Annotated in this window: 14 protein-coding genes; 11 read left to right on the top strand and 3 right to left on the bottom strand. The window is 66.6% G+C overall.

Annotated elements, in window-relative coordinates; all coding sequences use genetic code 11:
- Window positions 1-25 precede the first annotated feature (25 nt).
- Window positions 26-1,552 (bottom strand): helicase HerA-like C-terminal domain-containing protein, encoded by a 1,527-nt coding sequence (locus tag AC5WJ1_RS03990; protein WP_195428235.1) that lies wholly within the window; start codon window positions 1,550-1,552, stop codon window positions 26-28.
- A gap of 176 nt (window positions 1,553-1,728) precedes the next feature.
- Between AC5WJ1_RS03990 and AC5WJ1_RS03985 the strand changes: the two genes are divergently transcribed.
- The 9 genes from AC5WJ1_RS03985 to AC5WJ1_RS03945 all read left to right on the top strand — a co-directional run bounded on the left by AC5WJ1_RS03985 (window position 1,729) and on the right by AC5WJ1_RS03945 (window position 9,870).
- A complete protein-coding gene (locus AC5WJ1_RS03985; protein WP_133094052.1) occupies window positions 1,729-2,454 on the top strand; it encodes a YebC/PmpR family DNA-binding transcriptional regulator in 726 nt (241 codons plus the stop codon).
- Between the two features lie 88 nt (window positions 2,455-2,542).
- Window positions 2,543-3,811 (top strand): phosphoribosylamine--glycine ligase, encoded by a 1,269-nt coding sequence (purD, locus tag AC5WJ1_RS03980; protein ID WP_133094051.1) that lies wholly within the window; start codon window positions 2,543-2,545, stop codon window positions 3,809-3,811.
- Window positions 3,812-3,973: 162 nt separating this feature from the next.
- The gene (hemF, locus tag AC5WJ1_RS03975) at window positions 3,974-4,885 is read left to right on the top strand and encodes an oxygen-dependent coproporphyrinogen oxidase (RefSeq protein WP_133094050.1); all 912 of its coding nucleotides are present in this window, start codon (window positions 3,974-3,976) and stop codon (window positions 4,883-4,885) included.
- A gap of 10 nt (window positions 4,886-4,895) precedes the next feature.
- A complete protein-coding gene (locus AC5WJ1_RS03970; RefSeq protein WP_195428238.1) occupies window positions 4,896-5,621 on the top strand; it encodes a nicotinate-nucleotide adenylyltransferase in 726 nt (241 codons plus the stop codon).
- Window positions 5,622-5,683: 62 nt separating this feature from the next.
- Window positions 5,684-6,457 (top strand): ribosome silencing factor, encoded by a 774-nt coding sequence (gene rsfS / locus AC5WJ1_RS03965; RefSeq protein ID WP_135704806.1) that lies wholly within the window; start codon window positions 5,684-5,686, stop codon window positions 6,455-6,457.
- Between the two features lie 71 nt (window positions 6,458-6,528).
- Window positions 6,529-7,008, top strand: a complete 480-nt coding sequence (gene rlmH, locus AC5WJ1_RS03960) for a 23S rRNA (pseudouridine(1915)-N(3))-methyltransferase RlmH (protein ID WP_133094047.1) — start codon at window positions 6,529-6,531, stop codon at window positions 7,006-7,008.
- Window positions 7,009-7,099: 91 nt separating this feature from the next.
- Window positions 7,100-7,702, top strand: coding sequence for a Maf family protein (locus AC5WJ1_RS03955; RefSeq protein WP_135704805.1), 603 nt, complete (start codon window positions 7,100-7,102; stop codon window positions 7,700-7,702).
- An 89-nt stretch (window positions 7,703-7,791) separates the two neighbouring features.
- On the top strand, window positions 7,792-9,258 hold the full coding sequence (rng, locus tag AC5WJ1_RS03950) for a ribonuclease G (protein ID WP_133094045.1): 1,467 nt from the start codon (window positions 7,792-7,794) through the stop codon (window positions 9,256-9,258).
- Window positions 9,259-9,357: 99 nt separating this feature from the next.
- Complete coding sequence (locus AC5WJ1_RS03945; RefSeq protein ID WP_133094044.1) at window positions 9,358-9,870, top strand: hypothetical protein; 513 nt, start codon at window positions 9,358-9,360, stop codon at window positions 9,868-9,870.
- A gap of 40 nt (window positions 9,871-9,910) precedes the next feature.
- Here the strand turns inward: AC5WJ1_RS03945 and AC5WJ1_RS03940 are convergent, their stop codons facing one another.
- Complete coding sequence (locus AC5WJ1_RS03940) at window positions 9,911-10,501, bottom strand: peroxidase-related enzyme (RefSeq protein ID WP_135704804.1); 591 nt, start codon at window positions 10,499-10,501, stop codon at window positions 9,911-9,913.
- A 211-nt stretch (window positions 10,502-10,712) separates the two neighbouring features.
- Here AC5WJ1_RS03940 and waaC point away from each other — a divergent pair, with 211 nt between their 5' ends.
- The gene (waaC, locus tag AC5WJ1_RS03935) at window positions 10,713-11,699 is read left to right on the top strand and encodes a lipopolysaccharide heptosyltransferase I (protein ID WP_195428257.1); all 987 of its coding nucleotides are present in this window, start codon (window positions 10,713-10,715) and stop codon (window positions 11,697-11,699) included.
- 60 nt (window positions 11,700-11,759) lie between these two features.
- Here waaC and msbA read toward each other — a convergent pair whose 3' ends face one another.
- Window positions 11,760-13,481, bottom strand: coding sequence for a lipid A export permease/ATP-binding protein MsbA (msbA, locus tag AC5WJ1_RS03930; protein ID WP_195428259.1), 1,722 nt, complete (start codon window positions 13,479-13,481; stop codon window positions 11,760-11,762).
- Between the two features lie 160 nt (window positions 13,482-13,641).
- On the opposite strand from msbA, the gene AC5WJ1_RS03925 reads away from it, so the two are divergent.
- The gene (locus AC5WJ1_RS03925; RefSeq protein ID WP_195428262.1) at window positions 13,642-14,403 is read left to right on the top strand and encodes a glycosyltransferase family 2 protein; all 762 of its coding nucleotides are present in this window, start codon (window positions 13,642-13,644) and stop codon (window positions 14,401-14,403) included.
- The last annotated feature ends 16 nt before the right edge of the window (window positions 14,404-14,419 follow it).

The raw sequence follows: 14,419 nt of genomic DNA, 5'->3' as shown, positions 1-14,419 counted from the left end.
AACCAGCGGCTTTTCAAGGGTTCAACTACTTCTTCTTCCCTAGCAAGCTGCCCAGCACGCCACGAATCAGCTCGCGGCCCACCTGCGAACCCACCGTGCGCGCGGCCGACTTGGCCATCGACTCCAGGATCGAATCGCCGCGCCCGCTCTTGCCGGTGCCCTTGGTCAGCGTGCCGAAGATGTCGCCGGCAGTGCCAAGCCAGCCGCTGTCCTGTTCCGCTTCCGGCTTGGCTTCAGGTTTGGCGTCCGACGGCTTGCCCTTGCCATTGGCCACCGTCGGCACGCCGCCACGCAGCTTTTCGTAAGCCGATTCGCGATCCACGGCCGCTTCATAGGTCCCCGCGACCAGCGAATTCGCGATCAGTTGCCTGCGCTCCTCGTCGGTCGCCGGGCCGATGCGGCTACCCGGCGGCAGCACCCATGCGCGCTCGGTCACGCACGGCGTGCCCTTGGCATCCAGGAACGACACCAGCGCCTCGCCCACGCCCAGTTCGCCGATCGCGGTTTCCAGGTCCAGCTTCGGGTTGGCGCGCATGGTGGTGGCCGCCACCTTGACCGCCTTCTGGTCGCGCGGCGTGAACGCGCGCAGCGCGTGCTGCACGCGGTTGCCCAGCTGGCCGAGCACCGTGTCGGGGATGTCGACCGGATTCTGCGTGACGAAATACACGCCCACGCCCTTGGAGCGGATCAGCCGCACCACCTGCTCGATCTTGTCGAGCAGCGCCTTGGGCGCGTCGTTGAACAGCAGGTGGGCCTCGTCGAAGAAGAACACCAGCTTGGGCTTGTCGAGGTCGCCGGCCTCGGGCAGCTTCTCGAACAGCTCGGACAGCATCCACAGCAGGAAGGTCGCATACAGCCGCGGCGAGTTCATCAGCTTGTCCGCCGCCAGGATACTGACCACGCCCTGGCCCTTCTCGGTCTGGATGAAGTCTTCCAGGTTCAGCATCGGCTCGCCAAAGAAGACATCGCCGCCCTGCGACTCCAGCGCCAGCAGCCCGCGCTGGATCGCGCCGATCGAGGCGGCGGAGATATTGCCGTACTCGGTCGTGAACTGCGAGGCGTTGTCGCCCACGTACTGCAGCATTGCGCGCAGGTCCTTGGCGTCGAGCAGCAGCAGGCCGTTGGCATCGGCGATGCGGAACACCAGGTTGAGCACGCCCTGCTGGGTGTCGTTGAGCTCGAGCATCCGCGACAGCAGCAGCGGGCCCATGTGCGAGACCGTGGCGCGCACCGGGTGGCCCTTCTGGCCGAACACGTCCCACAACGTTGTCGGGCATCCGCCCCAGGCCGGCTCCGGCAGCCCCAGGTCGGCCAGGCGCTGCTTGAGCTTGTCGGACAACTGGCCGGATTGCGAAATGCCGGTCAGGTCACCTTTGACGTCGGCCATGAACACCGGCACGCCCAGGCGCGAAAAGCCCTGCGCCAGCGTCTGCAGCGTGACGGTTTTGCCGGTGCCGGTGGCGCCGGTGATCAGGCCGTGGCGGTTGCCCATCTGCGGCAGCAGCACCAGCTCGTGTTCGGCGTTCTTGCCGATAAGGATGGGGTCGGCCATGGTCTTCCTGGTAGCAAGTGCCGCGGGACTCGCCGCGGCAGCGGCGCGGGCAGGCCCGCGTGATAAAATCCTGGGCTGATTATAGCCAGCCGCCAGGCATATCCGTCACCTGGCGCCCGCGCCTGGCATCCCGCATTCCATCACCGCATAACACCTTTTCCGCCTCGGAGAGCATCATGGCCGGTCACTCGAAATGGGCCAATATCAAACACAAGAAAGCCGCAGCTGACGCCAAGCGCGGCAAGATCTGGACCCGCCTGATCAAGGAAATCACCGTTGCCGCCAAGCTCGGCGGCGGCGATGCCGACACCAACCCGCGCCTGCGCCTGTCGATCGACAAGGCCATGGACGCGAACATGCCCAAGGACAACATCCAGCGCGCGATCCAGCGCGGCGTGGGCGGCCTGGAAGGCGCCAACTACGAAGAGATCCGCTACGAAGGCTACGGCCTGGCCGGCGCGGCCATCATCGTCGACTGCCTGACCGACAATCGCACCCGTACCGTGGCCGAAGTGCGCCACGCGTTCTCCAAGCATGGCGGCAACATGGGCACCGAAGGCTCGGTGGCATTCATGTTCACGCACTGCGGCCAGTTCCTGTTCGCGCCCGGCACGCCGGAAGACAAGCTGATGGACGCCGCGCTGGAAGCCGGCGCCGACGACGTCGTCACCAATGACGACGGTTCGATCGAAGTGACCTGCCCGCCCAACGATTTCCCGGCGGTCAAGGCCGCGCTTGAAGCCGCCGGCTTCAAGGCCGAAGTCGCCGACGTGGTAATGAAGCCGCAGAACGAAATCAGCTTCGCCGGCGACGACGCGGCCAAAATGCAGAAGCTGCTCGACGCCCTGGAAAACCTCGACGACGTGCAGGAAGTCTTCACCAACGCGGTGATCGAAGACTAAGCTGAAGCAACAAGCCCCCCATGGCGGCGGCCCGGACTCAGACCAGGCCGCCGCCTTTTAGTATCTGTTTCTTTTCTGGCAGTGGATCATGAAAGTATTGGTTGTCGGCTCGGGTGGACGTGAACACGCGCTGGCCTGGAAATTGGCCCAATCCCCCAGGGTACAGGTGGTGTACGTGGCGCCGGGCAACGGCGGGACCGCGCTCGACAAGCGCCTGCAGAACGTTCCGCTGACGGATCCGGAGGTCATCGCCGCCTTTGCCGAGCGCGAAGGCGTGGCCTTTACCGTGGTCGGGCCGGAGGCACCGCTGGCGGCCGGCATCGTCGATATCTTCCGTGCCAAGGGCCTGCGCATCTTCGGGCCGAGCAAGGCGGCCGCGCAGCTGGAATCGTCCAAGGACTTCGCCAAGGCGTTCATGCAGCGCCATGGCATCCCGACCGCCGCCTACCAGACCTTCTCCGACGCCGCACAGGCGCATGCCTATATCGACGCGCAGGGCGCACCGATCGTGATCAAGGCCGATGGCCTGGCCGCGGGCAAGGGCGTGGTGGTGGCGATGTCGCTGGAAGAGGCCCACACCGCGGTCGATATGATGCTGGCCGACAACAAGCTGGGCGACGCCGGCGCGCGCGTGGTGATCGAGGAATTCCTGGAGGGCGAGGAAGCCAGCTTCATCGTGCTGGTCGACGGCAAGAACGTTCTGGCGCTGGCCACCAGCCAGGATCACAAGCGCCTGCTGGACGCCGACGCCGGCCCCAACACCGGCGGCATGGGCGCCTACTCCCCCGCCCCGGTGGTCACGCCCGCGCTGCACGCGCGCGCGCTGCGCGAGATCATCCTGCCGACCGTGCGCGGCATGGAGAAGGACGGCATCCCCTACACCGGCTTCCTGTACGCCGGCCTGATGATCGACAAGGACGGCAACCTGAAGACGCTGGAATTCAACTGCCGCATGGGCGACCCGGAAACCCAGCCGATCCTGGCGCGCCTGAAGACCGACCTGGTCGACGTGATGGAGCACGCCGTCGACGGCAAGCTCGACGCGATCGAGCTGGACTGGGACCGCCGCACCGCGCTGGGCGTGGTGATGGCCGCCTACAACTACCCGGACAGCCCGCGCAAAGGCGATGTCATCACCGGCATCCCGGCCGAAACCGACGACAGCGTGACCTTCCACGCCGGCACCACGCTCAAGGACGGCACCCTGCTGACCTCGGGCGGGCGCGTGCTGTGCGTGGTCGGGCTGGCCGACACCGTCAAGGCCGCGCAGCGCGCCGCCTATGCCGCGGTCGAGCAGATCCGGTTCGACGGCATGCAGTACCGGACCGATATCGGTTATCGCGCCATCAAGCGCTGATTGGCCACCGGCTGGCCGCCGGCGCGGCCTCAGCGGGCTCTGGCGACCACCTGGCCGCCCCAGCCGGTACAATCGTGACAACGCTGTGACGCAGCCGGCAGCCCCAGGGCTGCCGGAATGCCATCAGCCCGGTCCATCCGGTCCATTCGTTTTCCGCCCACCATGATCGATTCCCAGGCAGTCCGTGCCTATCTGCTCGGCCTGCAAGACCGCATCACCGACGCCATCGGCGCCATCGACGGCCAGCCGTTCCTGACCGACGCCTGGGAGAAGCCGCCCACCGAACGCCTGCGCGGCAGTGGCCGCACCCGCATCCTGGAAGGCGGCGCGGTGATGGAGCGCGCCGGCGTGGGCTTCTCGCACGTCAGCGGCGATACCCTGCCGCCGTCGGCCAGCGCCAACCGGCCTGAACTCTCCGGGCGCAGCTTCGAGGCGATGGGCGTATCGCTGGTGTTCCACCCGCGCAACCCCTACGTGCCCACGGTCCACATGAACGTGCGCTGCTTCCTGGCGGTCAAGCCCGGCGCCGAGCCGGTCTGGTGGTTCGGCGGCGGCATGGACCTGACGCCCTACTACGGCAATGCCGGCGACTGCGCGCATTTCCACGGCACCTGCAAGCAGGCGCTTGCGCCATATGGCGACGAGCTGTATCCGCGCTTCAAGCAGTGGTGCGACGAGTATTTCTTCCTGAAGCACCGCAACGAGGCGCGCGGTGTGGGCGGGATCTTCTTCGACGACTTCTCGGCGCTGGGCTTCGAGCGCAGCTTCGCCATGATGCAATCGGTCGGCGACGCCTTCCTCGACGCCTACCTGCCCATCCTGCAGGCCCGCAAGGACACGCCCTACGGCGAACGCGAGCGCGGCTTCCAGGCCTACCGGCGCGGGCGTTATGTCGAATTCAACCTGGTGTTCGACCGCGGCACGCTGTTCGGCCTGCAGTCGGGCGGACGTGCCGAATCCATTCTGATGTCGATGCCGCCGCTGGTGACCTGGCGCTATGACTGGCAACCGGAAGCGGGCAGCCCTGAAGCGGCGCTGTACACCGACTTCCTGCCGGCACGCGACTGGGCCTGACGGCAGACCTATGGCCAATCCCGCGCAAGACCATATGCCCGCCGCCGATGCGGGCGACCTTCCCGCCCGCCCCTACCGACTGGGTATCCTCGGCGGCACCTTCGACCCGCCCCATGTCGGCCACCTGGCGCTGGCGCGGCTGTGCATCGACCACCTGGGCCTGGACGAACTGGTGTGGATCCCCACCGGCCAGTCGTGGCAGAAGGGCACTGATGTGACGCCTGCTGCGGACCGCCTGGCCATGACTGAACTGGCCGCCGCCGCCCTGGGCGACACCGGCGCCAAAGTCCGCGTCAGCCGCATGGAAGTCGACCGCGCCGGCCCCAGCTACACCATCGACACCGTGCGCCAGCTGCGCGACGACTACGGCCCGCAGGCCTCGCTGTGCTGGCTGATGGGCGCCGACCAGTTGCTGCGCCTGCACACCTGGCACGGCTGGCAGGAACTGTTCGCGCATGTCCACCTGTGCACCGCCACCCGCCCGCGCTTCGAGCTGGCCGCGCTGGAAGGCCCGGTGCTGGAAGCGCTGTCGCAGCGCCAGGCCGACACGACCCTGATACAATGCACGCCCTCCGGCCGGATGTGGATCGACCAGACGCTCGCCGTCGACCTGTCTTCCACCCGCCTGCGCCAGCGCCTGGCGGCCGGCCAACCCGCAGATGACCAACTGCCGCCGGGCGTGGCACACTACATCGCCAGCCACGGGCTGTACCGCGACGCCCCGGCCAGGGCCTGACCCCCGGTTGCCCGCAACCGGCGCCCACCACCCAACCGATCTCAGCTGAACAAGAAGACACCATGGATATTCGTAAACTGCAACGCGCCATCGTCGACGGCCTCGAGGATGTCAAAGCGCAGGACATCAAGGTGTACGACACCAGCCACCTGACCGAACTGTTCGACCGGGTGGTGATTGCCAGCGGGACGTCCAACCGCCAGACCAAGGCGCTGGCAGCGTCGGTGCGGGATACGGTGAAGGAAGCCGGCGGCCATATCGTGGCGGTCGAAGGCCTGGAGACGGGCGAATGGGTGCTGGTCGACTGCGGCGACGCCGTGGTCCACATCCTGCAGCCGCAGCTGCGCCTGTACTACAACCTGGAAGAAATCTGGGGCGACAAGCCGGTGCGCATGAAGCTGGCCACCGGTGCCCGCAGCCTGGCCAAGGCCAGCGAGCCGATGGACGAGGACGAGGACGAAGTCCCGGCCGCGCGCGGCACGCGCCGTGCCAGCAGCCTGCGCCCGGCGCTGGCCCGCCTGCCCGAAGGCATGAAGGAGCCGTCGCCGCCGATGGGCCACGAGGACACCGACCCGGACGCCATTGCCACGGTGCGCAAGCCGGCGCGCAAGACTGCCGCCAAGACTGGGACCAAGACGGCAGCCACCAAGACGGCAGCCACCAAGACCGCCGGCACCCGCGCCGCCGCGCCGCGCAAGACCGCCGCTGGCACCACGGCACGCAAGACTGCACCCCGGACGGCGACCAAGACCGCTGGCAAGACGGCAGGCAAGACCGCCACCAAGACCGCGGCGGCCAAGCCGGCCGCGCGCAAGCGCACCACCCGCTCGGCCTGATGCCGCGGCGCGCGGCCGCCTGACGGCCGCGCCGCCTGCACTGGCCTCCGCACTGCCGCCAATCCGCCCTCATGCAACTGGTAATCGTGGCCGTCGGCCACAAGATGCCCGCCTGGATCGAAACCGGCTTCAACGAGTATGCCAAGCGCATGCCGCCCGAGCTGCGCATCGAGCTGCGCGAGGTCAAGCCGGAGGCCCGCTCGTCCAGCAACAACGCCACCACCGTGATGCAGCGCGAAGCCGCGCGCATCGACGCCGTGCTGGGCTCGCTGTCCAGGCAGTGCCGCATCGTCGCGCTGGACGAACGCGGCCGCGACTTCACCACCGTGCAACTGGCTGCGCAGCTGACCGACTGGCAGCGCGAGGGCGGCGATGTCGCCTTCCTGATCGGCGGCGCCGACGGGCTCGACCCGGCGCTGAAGGCGCGCGCCAGTACGCTGATCCGCCTGTCCAGCCTGACGCTGCCGCACGGCATGGTGAGGGTGCTGCTGGCCGAGCAGTTGTACCGGGCCTGGTCGGTCACGCAGAACCACCCCTACCACCGCGCCTGACACGGAACCGCGCCGCCGCGGGCGTTACAATTCACGCCACTGCCGGCCCGCCGCCGGCAGGTCCATACTCCCGCCTGCCCCGCCTGCCGCGATGCACGACTACCTCTACCTCGCCTCCCAAAGCCCGCGCCGCCGCGAACTGCTGACCCAGCTGGGCGCGCGCTACGAGTTGCTCCTTGCCGATGACGACGAGGACGCCGAAGCGCTGGAAGCCGTCCTGCCCGGCGAAACGCCCGACGACTACGTGCAGCGCGTCTGCGCGCTGAAGGCCGAAGCCGCGCTGCGCCGCCGCGAGCGCCGGGCCCTGCCCGACGCGCCGGTGCTGACCTCCGACACCACCGTCTGCCTGGGCGGCCGCATCCTCGGCAAACCCGGGGACGCCGCCGATGCGCACGCCATGCTGGCCGCGCTGGCCGGTAGCACGCACCGCGTGCTCACTGCGGTCACGGTGGTTTCCACCCTGGGCATGCACCACGCGCTGTCGGTCTCCGAAGTGACCTTCCGCCCGATGCGGCCCGACGAGATCGCGCGCTACGTCGCCAGCGGCGAGCCGCTCGGCAAGGCCGGCGCGTACGGGATCCAGGGCCGCGCGGCCGAGTTCGTCGAGCGGATCGCGGGCAGCTATTCAGGTATCATGGGCTTGCCCTTGTTTGAGACGGCGGCGTTACTTCGCCAGGCCCGCCTGCAGTTCTGAGCCGCGGCCACGCCGCCGCCCAGGACAAGACCCGGCCGCGCCGGGCAACCCCAATACCGCCGGGCCACCGGCGACCGCGTTTCACCGCTATGACTGAAGACATCCTCGTCAACATCACGCCCCAGGAGACGCGCGTTGCCATCGTGCAGCAGGCTGCCGTCCAGGAACTGCACGTCGAACGCACGCTCACGCGCGGGCTGGTGGGTAATATTTACCTGGGCAAGGTGGTGCGCGTGCTGCCCGGCATGCAGTCGGCCTTCATCGACATCGGCCTGGAGCGCGCCGCGTTCCTGCACGTGGCCGATATCTGGCACCCGCGCGACAACGACCGCAACGGCGGCACCCCGCAACTGGCGATCGAGAAGACCCTGTTCGAAGGCCAGGCGCTGATGGTGCAGGTGATCAAGGACCCGATCGGCACCAAGGGCGCGCGCCTGTCCACGCAGGTGAGCATCGCCGGGCGCACGCTGGTGTACCTGCCGCAGGATCCGCATATCGGCATCTCGCAGCGCATCGAGGGCGAAGTGGACCGTGAAGCGCTGCGCAGCCGCGTGCAGGGCCTGGTGCCGGCCGACGAGCGTGGCGGCTTTATCGTGCGCACCATCGCCGAAGAAGCGACCGACGAGGAACTCGGCAACGACATCGCCTACCTGCGCAAGATCTGGGGCACGATCCGCCAGAACGCCACCACGCTGCCAGCGCCGGCGCTGCTCTACCAGGACCTGAACCTGGCCCAGCGCGTGCTGCGCGACTTCATCAACGACGCCACCGGCGTGATCCAGATCGATTCGCGCGAGAACTACCAGATGCTGGTGGAGTTCGCCAAGGAGTACACGCCGGCGGTGCTGTCGCGGCTGTCGCACTACACCGGCGAGCGGCCAATCTTCGACCTGTTCAATATCGATGCCGAGATCGAGAAGGCGCTGTCGCGCCGGGTCGACCTGAAGTCGGGCGGCTACCTGATGATCGACCAGACCGAGGCGATGACGACGATCGACGTCAACACCGGCGGTTATGTCGGCGCGCGCAATTTCGACGACACGATCTTCAAGACCAACCTGGAGGCGGCCCACACCATCGCGCGGCAACTGCGGCTGCGCAACCTCGGCGGCATCATCATCATCGATTTCATCGATATGGAGAATGCCGAACACCGCGAAGCGGTGCTGTCCGAACTCAAGCGCGCGCTGTCGCGCGACCGAACCCGCATTACCGTCAACAACTTCTCGCAGCTCGGGCTCGTAGAGATGACGCGCAAGCGCACGCGCGAATCGCTGGCGCACGTGCTGTGCGAGCAATGCCCGGTGTGCCACGGCAAGGGCCAGGTCAAGACGCCGCGCACGGCGTGCTACGACATCCTGCGCGAGATCATGCGCGAGTCGCGCCAGTTCAATCCGCGCGAATTCCGCATCCTGGCCTCGCAGGAAGTCATCGACCTGTTCCTGGAAGAAGAAAGCCAGCACCTGGCGATGCTCGGCGATTTCATCGGCAAGCCGATCTCCCTGCAGGTCGAATCGACCTTCCACCAGGAGCAGTACGACATCATCCTGATGTAGTCATTGCCTGACGCCATGCTGCGGGATGGTCCTACTCCTAATTCGTCTTCGATCCGCTATAACTAAGCGAAGGTCGAGGGTTGCGAGAAGGAGTCCAGCATGAACGCCACGAAACATGGGGCCTGCCTGCTGGCCGTCCTGGTGTGCTCCGCCTGCGTGCCGCTGCCGATCGCGCAGCGCCGGCCGCCCCCACCGCCCCCCGCCGCACCGGTTGCCGAAGCGCCGCCACCGAAGGCACGCGCGGCCCCGATCGCCCCCAAAACCATTACCATCGCCGGCGCATGCAAGCGCACCGAGGAAGACGGCTTCCGCGAGGACGCGCTGATGGACGTCACCGCCAACAAGGTGGAAGCGTTGAAATGGAAACTGTGGGTATCGCGGCGCGGCAGCTGCGAGTTCAACCTGATCCAGTTCCGCCAGGTACGCACGACGCCGCACATCGAACTGCAGGCCATCGACGGCAGCCAGTGCAAGCTGCTGGTGTGGCAGGACCCGCGCCGCGTGACGCTGGCGCATAACCGCTGCGAGAAATACTGCACGCCGGGCATCTACGAGCAGGCCTGGCCAGTGCTGTTCGACCCCAAGAGCGGAAATTGCGCCGAGGTGCGCTGAGCCTCCCCGGCGCGCCGGCTCTCGCTGGCTCTCGCTGGCTCTACTTCGCCTTGGGCACGCGGCCCATCAGGTAGAACTCGTCGTTCGGGCGCATGCTGATGGTGTTGGCCATCCGGTTCGACAGCCCGAAGAACGCGGTGATCGCGGCGATATCCCACGCGTCTTCGTCGGAGAACCCATGCTCGCGCAGCGCGGCAAAATCCGCGTCGCCGACGTCATGCGACGCCTCACACACCTTCATCGCAAAGTCGAGCATGGCCCGCTGGCGCGGGGGAATATCGGCCTTCAGGTAGTTCACCGCAACCTGGTCCGCTACCAGCGGCTTCTTCTCGTAGATGCGCAGGATCGCGCCATGCGCCACCACGCAATACAGGCACTGGTTGGCGCCGGAAGTCGCCACCACGATCATCTCGCGCTCGCCCTTGGTCAGGCCGCCCTCCTTGAGCATCAACGCGTCGTGGTAGGCGAAGAAGGCACGGAATTCGTCGGGGCGATGCGCCAGCGCCAGGAAGACATTAGGGACAAAGCCGGCCTTGTCCTGGACTTCCAGGATGCGGGTGCGGATGTCGTCGGGGAGGTCCTTGAGCGCGGGGACAGGGTAGCGGCTGATGGGGAAGGCTGTGGCGGGCATGGTTGTCTCCTGTTGGCGATATGTTCTCGTCGACCTTGTCGGCCCTGATGGTTATTGCCGGGTACTGCTTCAAAGTCTACCGGATCGCCGGGACAAGGCCGTGCACCATGTTGCTCATGCATCGCAAAACCAGATGCCTGCGGGATAAGGCATACTACGTCCCTTCCTGAACAAGGCGAGCGCCCCTGGCCGCATGCGCCAACCCTTCCCGATGAAACGTATTCTCATCGTCAAGCTGACCTCGCTGGGCGACATGGTATTCACGCTGCCGCTGGTCGCCGACCTGCAGCGCGCATTCCCCGGCGTGAAGATTGACTGGATCGCGGACTCCTACTGCGCCGACGTGCCGCGCTGGAACCCAAATATCGAGCGTGTCATCGCCGCGCCGCTGCGCAGCTTCAAGAAGGCACGCAGCTGGGCCGGGCTGCGGGAGATCTTCCGCGCACTGCGCGAATTGCGGCGCGAGAAGTACGATGCGGTGCTGGACGTCCATGGCGTGTACAAGAGCGCGATCGTGACTCGGCTGGCGCGCACACGGCACCGCTGGGGCTATCCGGTGGCGGAACTGGGCGAAAGCGGTGCGCGCCACCTGTACAACCATGTCTTTGCGCCGTACATCGAGGCAGACTGCGCCCGGCAACGGATGCGCCGCGCGGTCAGCCGCGCATTTGGCTTCGAGCTGACCAAGGATATGGACTACGGCCTGGAAATGTCGCCGGACACGCCCGAGCCGGCGGCCAAGGGCCCATACGCCATGCTGTTCCATTCCACGTCGAGCGAAGAAAAGAAGTGGCCAATCGCCGACTGGATCAGCGTGGGCAGCGCCATTGCAGCGCGCGGCCTGCGCGTGCTGGTGCCCTGGGGCAACGAGTCGGAGCGCAAGGAGGCCGAGACCATTGCGGCCAGCGTGCCGGGCGCCGAGGTGATGCCGCGCCTGAGCATCACTGGCGTGGCGCAGATGGTAGGCAAGTCGTCGCTGGTGGTCGGCATGGACACCGGTTTCGTGCATATCGCCGACGCGCTGCGCCGGCCCACGGTGATCCTGTTCACGACGACTTCCAGGCACCTGTACGGAGTTGCCGAGCCGGGCCGCGCCGTCTCGCTCGGCGGCCACGGCGACGTGCCAACGCGGGCCGCGGTGCTGGCGGCCATCGATGAAGTAATGGGGGTGCAGCCGCCGGTGGCTTCGGCAAACTGAGCGAAGCGCCCAAAAGCAAAAAGGCCGGCGCATATGCCGGCCTTTGTCTTTTACATTGGTTTAATGGGTGGCGAACTGGATCCGGTGCAGGCCGGCGTAGAGGCCATTGGCCGCCAACAGTTCCGCATGCGTGCCCTGCTCCGCCACCCGGCCGTGGTCCAGCACGGCGATACGGTCGGCATTCTCGATGGTCGACAGCCGGTGCGCGATCACCAGCGTGGTCCGGCCCTTCATCAATTCTTCCAGCGCCGCCTGCACCTGGCGCTCGGATTCGGAATCCAGCGCCGAAGTGGCCTCGTCCAGGATAAGGATTGGCGCATCCTTGTACAGCGCGCGGGCGATCGCCAGCCGTTGCCGCTGCCCGCCGGACAGCTTCATGCCATTGTCGCCGATATTGGTGTTCAGGCCTTCCGGCAGGCCCTTGACCGTCTCGGTCAGGTACGCTGCCGCCAGAGCGCGCTCGACGCGCCCCATGTCGATCTGTTCCGACTGCGCCCCATAAGCCACATTCGCCGCCACGGTGTCGTTGAACAACACCACGTCCTGGCTGACAAAGGCGATCTGGTTTCGCAGGTCCTTCAGCGCCAGTTCCGACAACGGCTTGCCGTCGAGCAGGATCCGGCCCGCGGTGGGATCGAAGAAGCGTGGCACCAGGTTGACCAGCGTGGTCTTGCCGCTGCCTGACGGGCCCACCAGCGCGACCACCTCGCCCGGGCTGACGCGCAGATCGATGCCCTCCAACGCGGCACGCGGCGCCTCGCCATAACGGAAGCCGACACGCTCGAAAGCCAACTCGCCGTGGGCACGGCCGATTGCCTTGCCACCATCCTGGGGCTCGACTGGCTCGTCGATCAGGCGGAAGATCATTTCCGCCGCGGTGATGCCGCGCGTCAGCGGCTGGTTGATGTCAGTCAGGTGCTTGAGCGGCGAGATCAGCAGCAGCATCGCCATCACGAAACCGGTAAAGCCACCCACCGTGGTCTGGTTGCCCTGGGCCTGCACCATCGCGATGGTGATGATCACCGACAGCGCCAGCGCAGCCAGGAACGCCGTGACCGGCTGGTTCAGCCCGCCGGCGACCGCCATGCGCATCGAATAGTTCTTCAGCCGCTCGGCCACGGTGCGGAAGCGCGCCAGCTCGTAGCGCTCGCCGCCATGCAGCTTCACCACCTTGTAGCCGCCAACGGCTTCTTCCACCACATAGGCCGCGTTGTTGGTGTAGGTCTGGTGGTCGCGGTTGAGCTTGCGCAGCCGGCGGTTAATCTTGGACATCAGGTAGCCGATCACCGGCAGGATCACCGCCACGATCAGCGTCAGGCGCCAGTTTGTGTAAAAGAGGTAGATCAACAGCGCGACCACGGTCAGCGAATCGCGCACCAGCGTAATGAACACGCTGGTCAGGATCTGCAGCACCTGGTTGACCTCGAAGATCACCGCGTTGATCAGCGATGCCGCTGTGTTGCGGTGAAAGAACGCAGCCGGCGCGTGCAGCAGGCGCTGGAACATCTGCATGCGCATCTTCAGCAGCACGCGGTTCGAGATCAGGTTCAGCAGATATCCGGAAGCGAACTGCGCCACCCCGCGGATCAGCGCCACGCCGGTCAACAGGGCGGGCACATGCCATAGCGTTCCGGCGTATTGGCCACCGAAGCCCTTGTCGAGCAGGTCATTGACGACCTTGGGAATGACGCCTTCGCTGGCGGCGACCACCGCCATGGCTATGATGGCGCCGATAAAGACGCGGAGCTCGGGGCGCAGGTAAGACCAGAGCCGTCGCGCCATGGACTGCGACTCTGATGCCGTTTGACTGGACAAGAACGATTCCTCAGGAAGACTGAAACAGGCGGGCGCGCGTCGGGCAGCGCCGGCGCGAAGCTGCGGGATCACACAAGGTACAATGCGGCTCCCGGCTCATGCCCCCGTCGCACCACGCTATCCGCCAATGAGGATTTCCGCTGTCATCATTACCCGTAACGAGGCGCATAACATCCGCGCCTGCCTGGAAAGCGTGAAATGGTGCGACGAGGCGATTATAGTGGATTGCATGAGCGAGGACGCCACACGCGAAATTGCCCGGGAAATGGGCGCGCGGGTGGTTGAGACCGCCGACTGGCCGGGCTTCGGGCCGCAAAAGAACCGCGCGGTCGATGCGGCGAGCGGCGACTGGATCCTGAGCCTGGATGCCGACGAGCGCATCGGCGAAGCCTTGCGTGACGAGATCCTGCAATCGATCGCCCGCGCGGATGCTGACGGCTATGAAATGCCCCGCCTTTCCGAGTTCTGCGGCCGCTTCATCCGACATGGCGGCTGGTATCCCGACTATGTCACGCGCGTGTTCCGAAACGGCAAGGGGCGCTTTACCGACGCCTTGGTCCATGAGCGCCTGATCGTCGAAGGCCGGGTCGGCAGGCTCACCCAGGCGCTGATCCACCACAGCTACCGCGACTACTCCGACGTGCTGCGAAAGGTCGAGTCGTATTCCAGCGCAGGCGCGCTGCAGGCCTTGCGCAGCGGCAAGCGCTCCAGCCCCGCCGGCGCCCTGGGGCATGGCCTGTGGGCATTCCTGCGCACCTGGCTGATACGCGGGAGCATCCTCGACGGCACGGAGGGCTTCGGCGTGGCACTGATGAACGGACAGGCCAGCTACTACAAGTACCTGAAGCTCTGGCACCTGCAGCGCCAGCCGGAACAGTCGCCGCGCTGACCCAGCGGCCGCCCCG

Source organism: Cupriavidus sp. MEYA8 (assembly GCF_059278825.1).
The sequence above is the reverse complement of the archived record's forward strand: the minus strand, read 5'-3'. Positions and strand labels throughout refer to the sequence as shown.

Excerpts from the sequence above, each read along its gene's own strand:
- AC5WJ1_RS03990 (WP_195428235.1), bottom strand. The coding sequence starts at position 1,552 with ATGGCCGACCCCATCCTTATCGGCAAGAACGCCGAACACGAGCTGGTG.
- AC5WJ1_RS03985 (WP_133094052.1), top strand. The coding sequence starts at position 1,729 with ATGGCCGGTCACTCGAAATGGGCCAATATCAAACACAAGAAAGCCGCA.
- purD (WP_133094051.1), top strand. The coding sequence starts at position 2,543 with ATGAAAGTATTGGTTGTCGGCTCGGGTGGACGTGAACACGCGCTGGCC.
- hemF (WP_133094050.1), top strand. The coding sequence starts at position 3,974 with ATGATCGATTCCCAGGCAGTCCGTGCCTATCTGCTCGGCCTGCAAGAC.
- AC5WJ1_RS03970 (WP_195428238.1), top strand. The coding sequence starts at position 4,896 with ATGGCCAATCCCGCGCAAGACCATATGCCCGCCGCCGATGCGGGCGAC.
- rsfS (WP_135704806.1), top strand. The coding sequence starts at position 5,684 with ATGGATATTCGTAAACTGCAACGCGCCATCGTCGACGGCCTCGAGGAT.
- rlmH (WP_133094047.1), top strand. The coding sequence starts at position 6,529 with ATGCAACTGGTAATCGTGGCCGTCGGCCACAAGATGCCCGCCTGGATC.
- AC5WJ1_RS03955 (WP_135704805.1), top strand. The coding sequence starts at position 7,100 with ATGCACGACTACCTCTACCTCGCCTCCCAAAGCCCGCGCCGCCGCGAA.
- rng (WP_133094045.1), top strand. The coding sequence starts at position 7,792 with ATGACTGAAGACATCCTCGTCAACATCACGCCCCAGGAGACGCGCGTT.
- AC5WJ1_RS03945 (WP_133094044.1), top strand. The coding sequence starts at position 9,358 with ATGAACGCCACGAAACATGGGGCCTGCCTGCTGGCCGTCCTGGTGTGC.
- AC5WJ1_RS03940 (WP_135704804.1), bottom strand. The coding sequence starts at position 10,501 with ATGCCCGCCACAGCCTTCCCCATCAGCCGCTACCCTGTCCCCGCGCTC.
- waaC (WP_195428257.1), top strand. The coding sequence starts at position 10,713 with ATGAAACGTATTCTCATCGTCAAGCTGACCTCGCTGGGCGACATGGTA.
- msbA (WP_195428259.1), bottom strand. The coding sequence starts at position 13,481 with ATGGCGCGACGGCTCTGGTCTTACCTGCGCCCCGAGCTCCGCGTCTTT.
- AC5WJ1_RS03925 (WP_195428262.1), top strand. The coding sequence starts at position 13,642 with ATGAGGATTTCCGCTGTCATCATTACCCGTAACGAGGCGCATAACATC.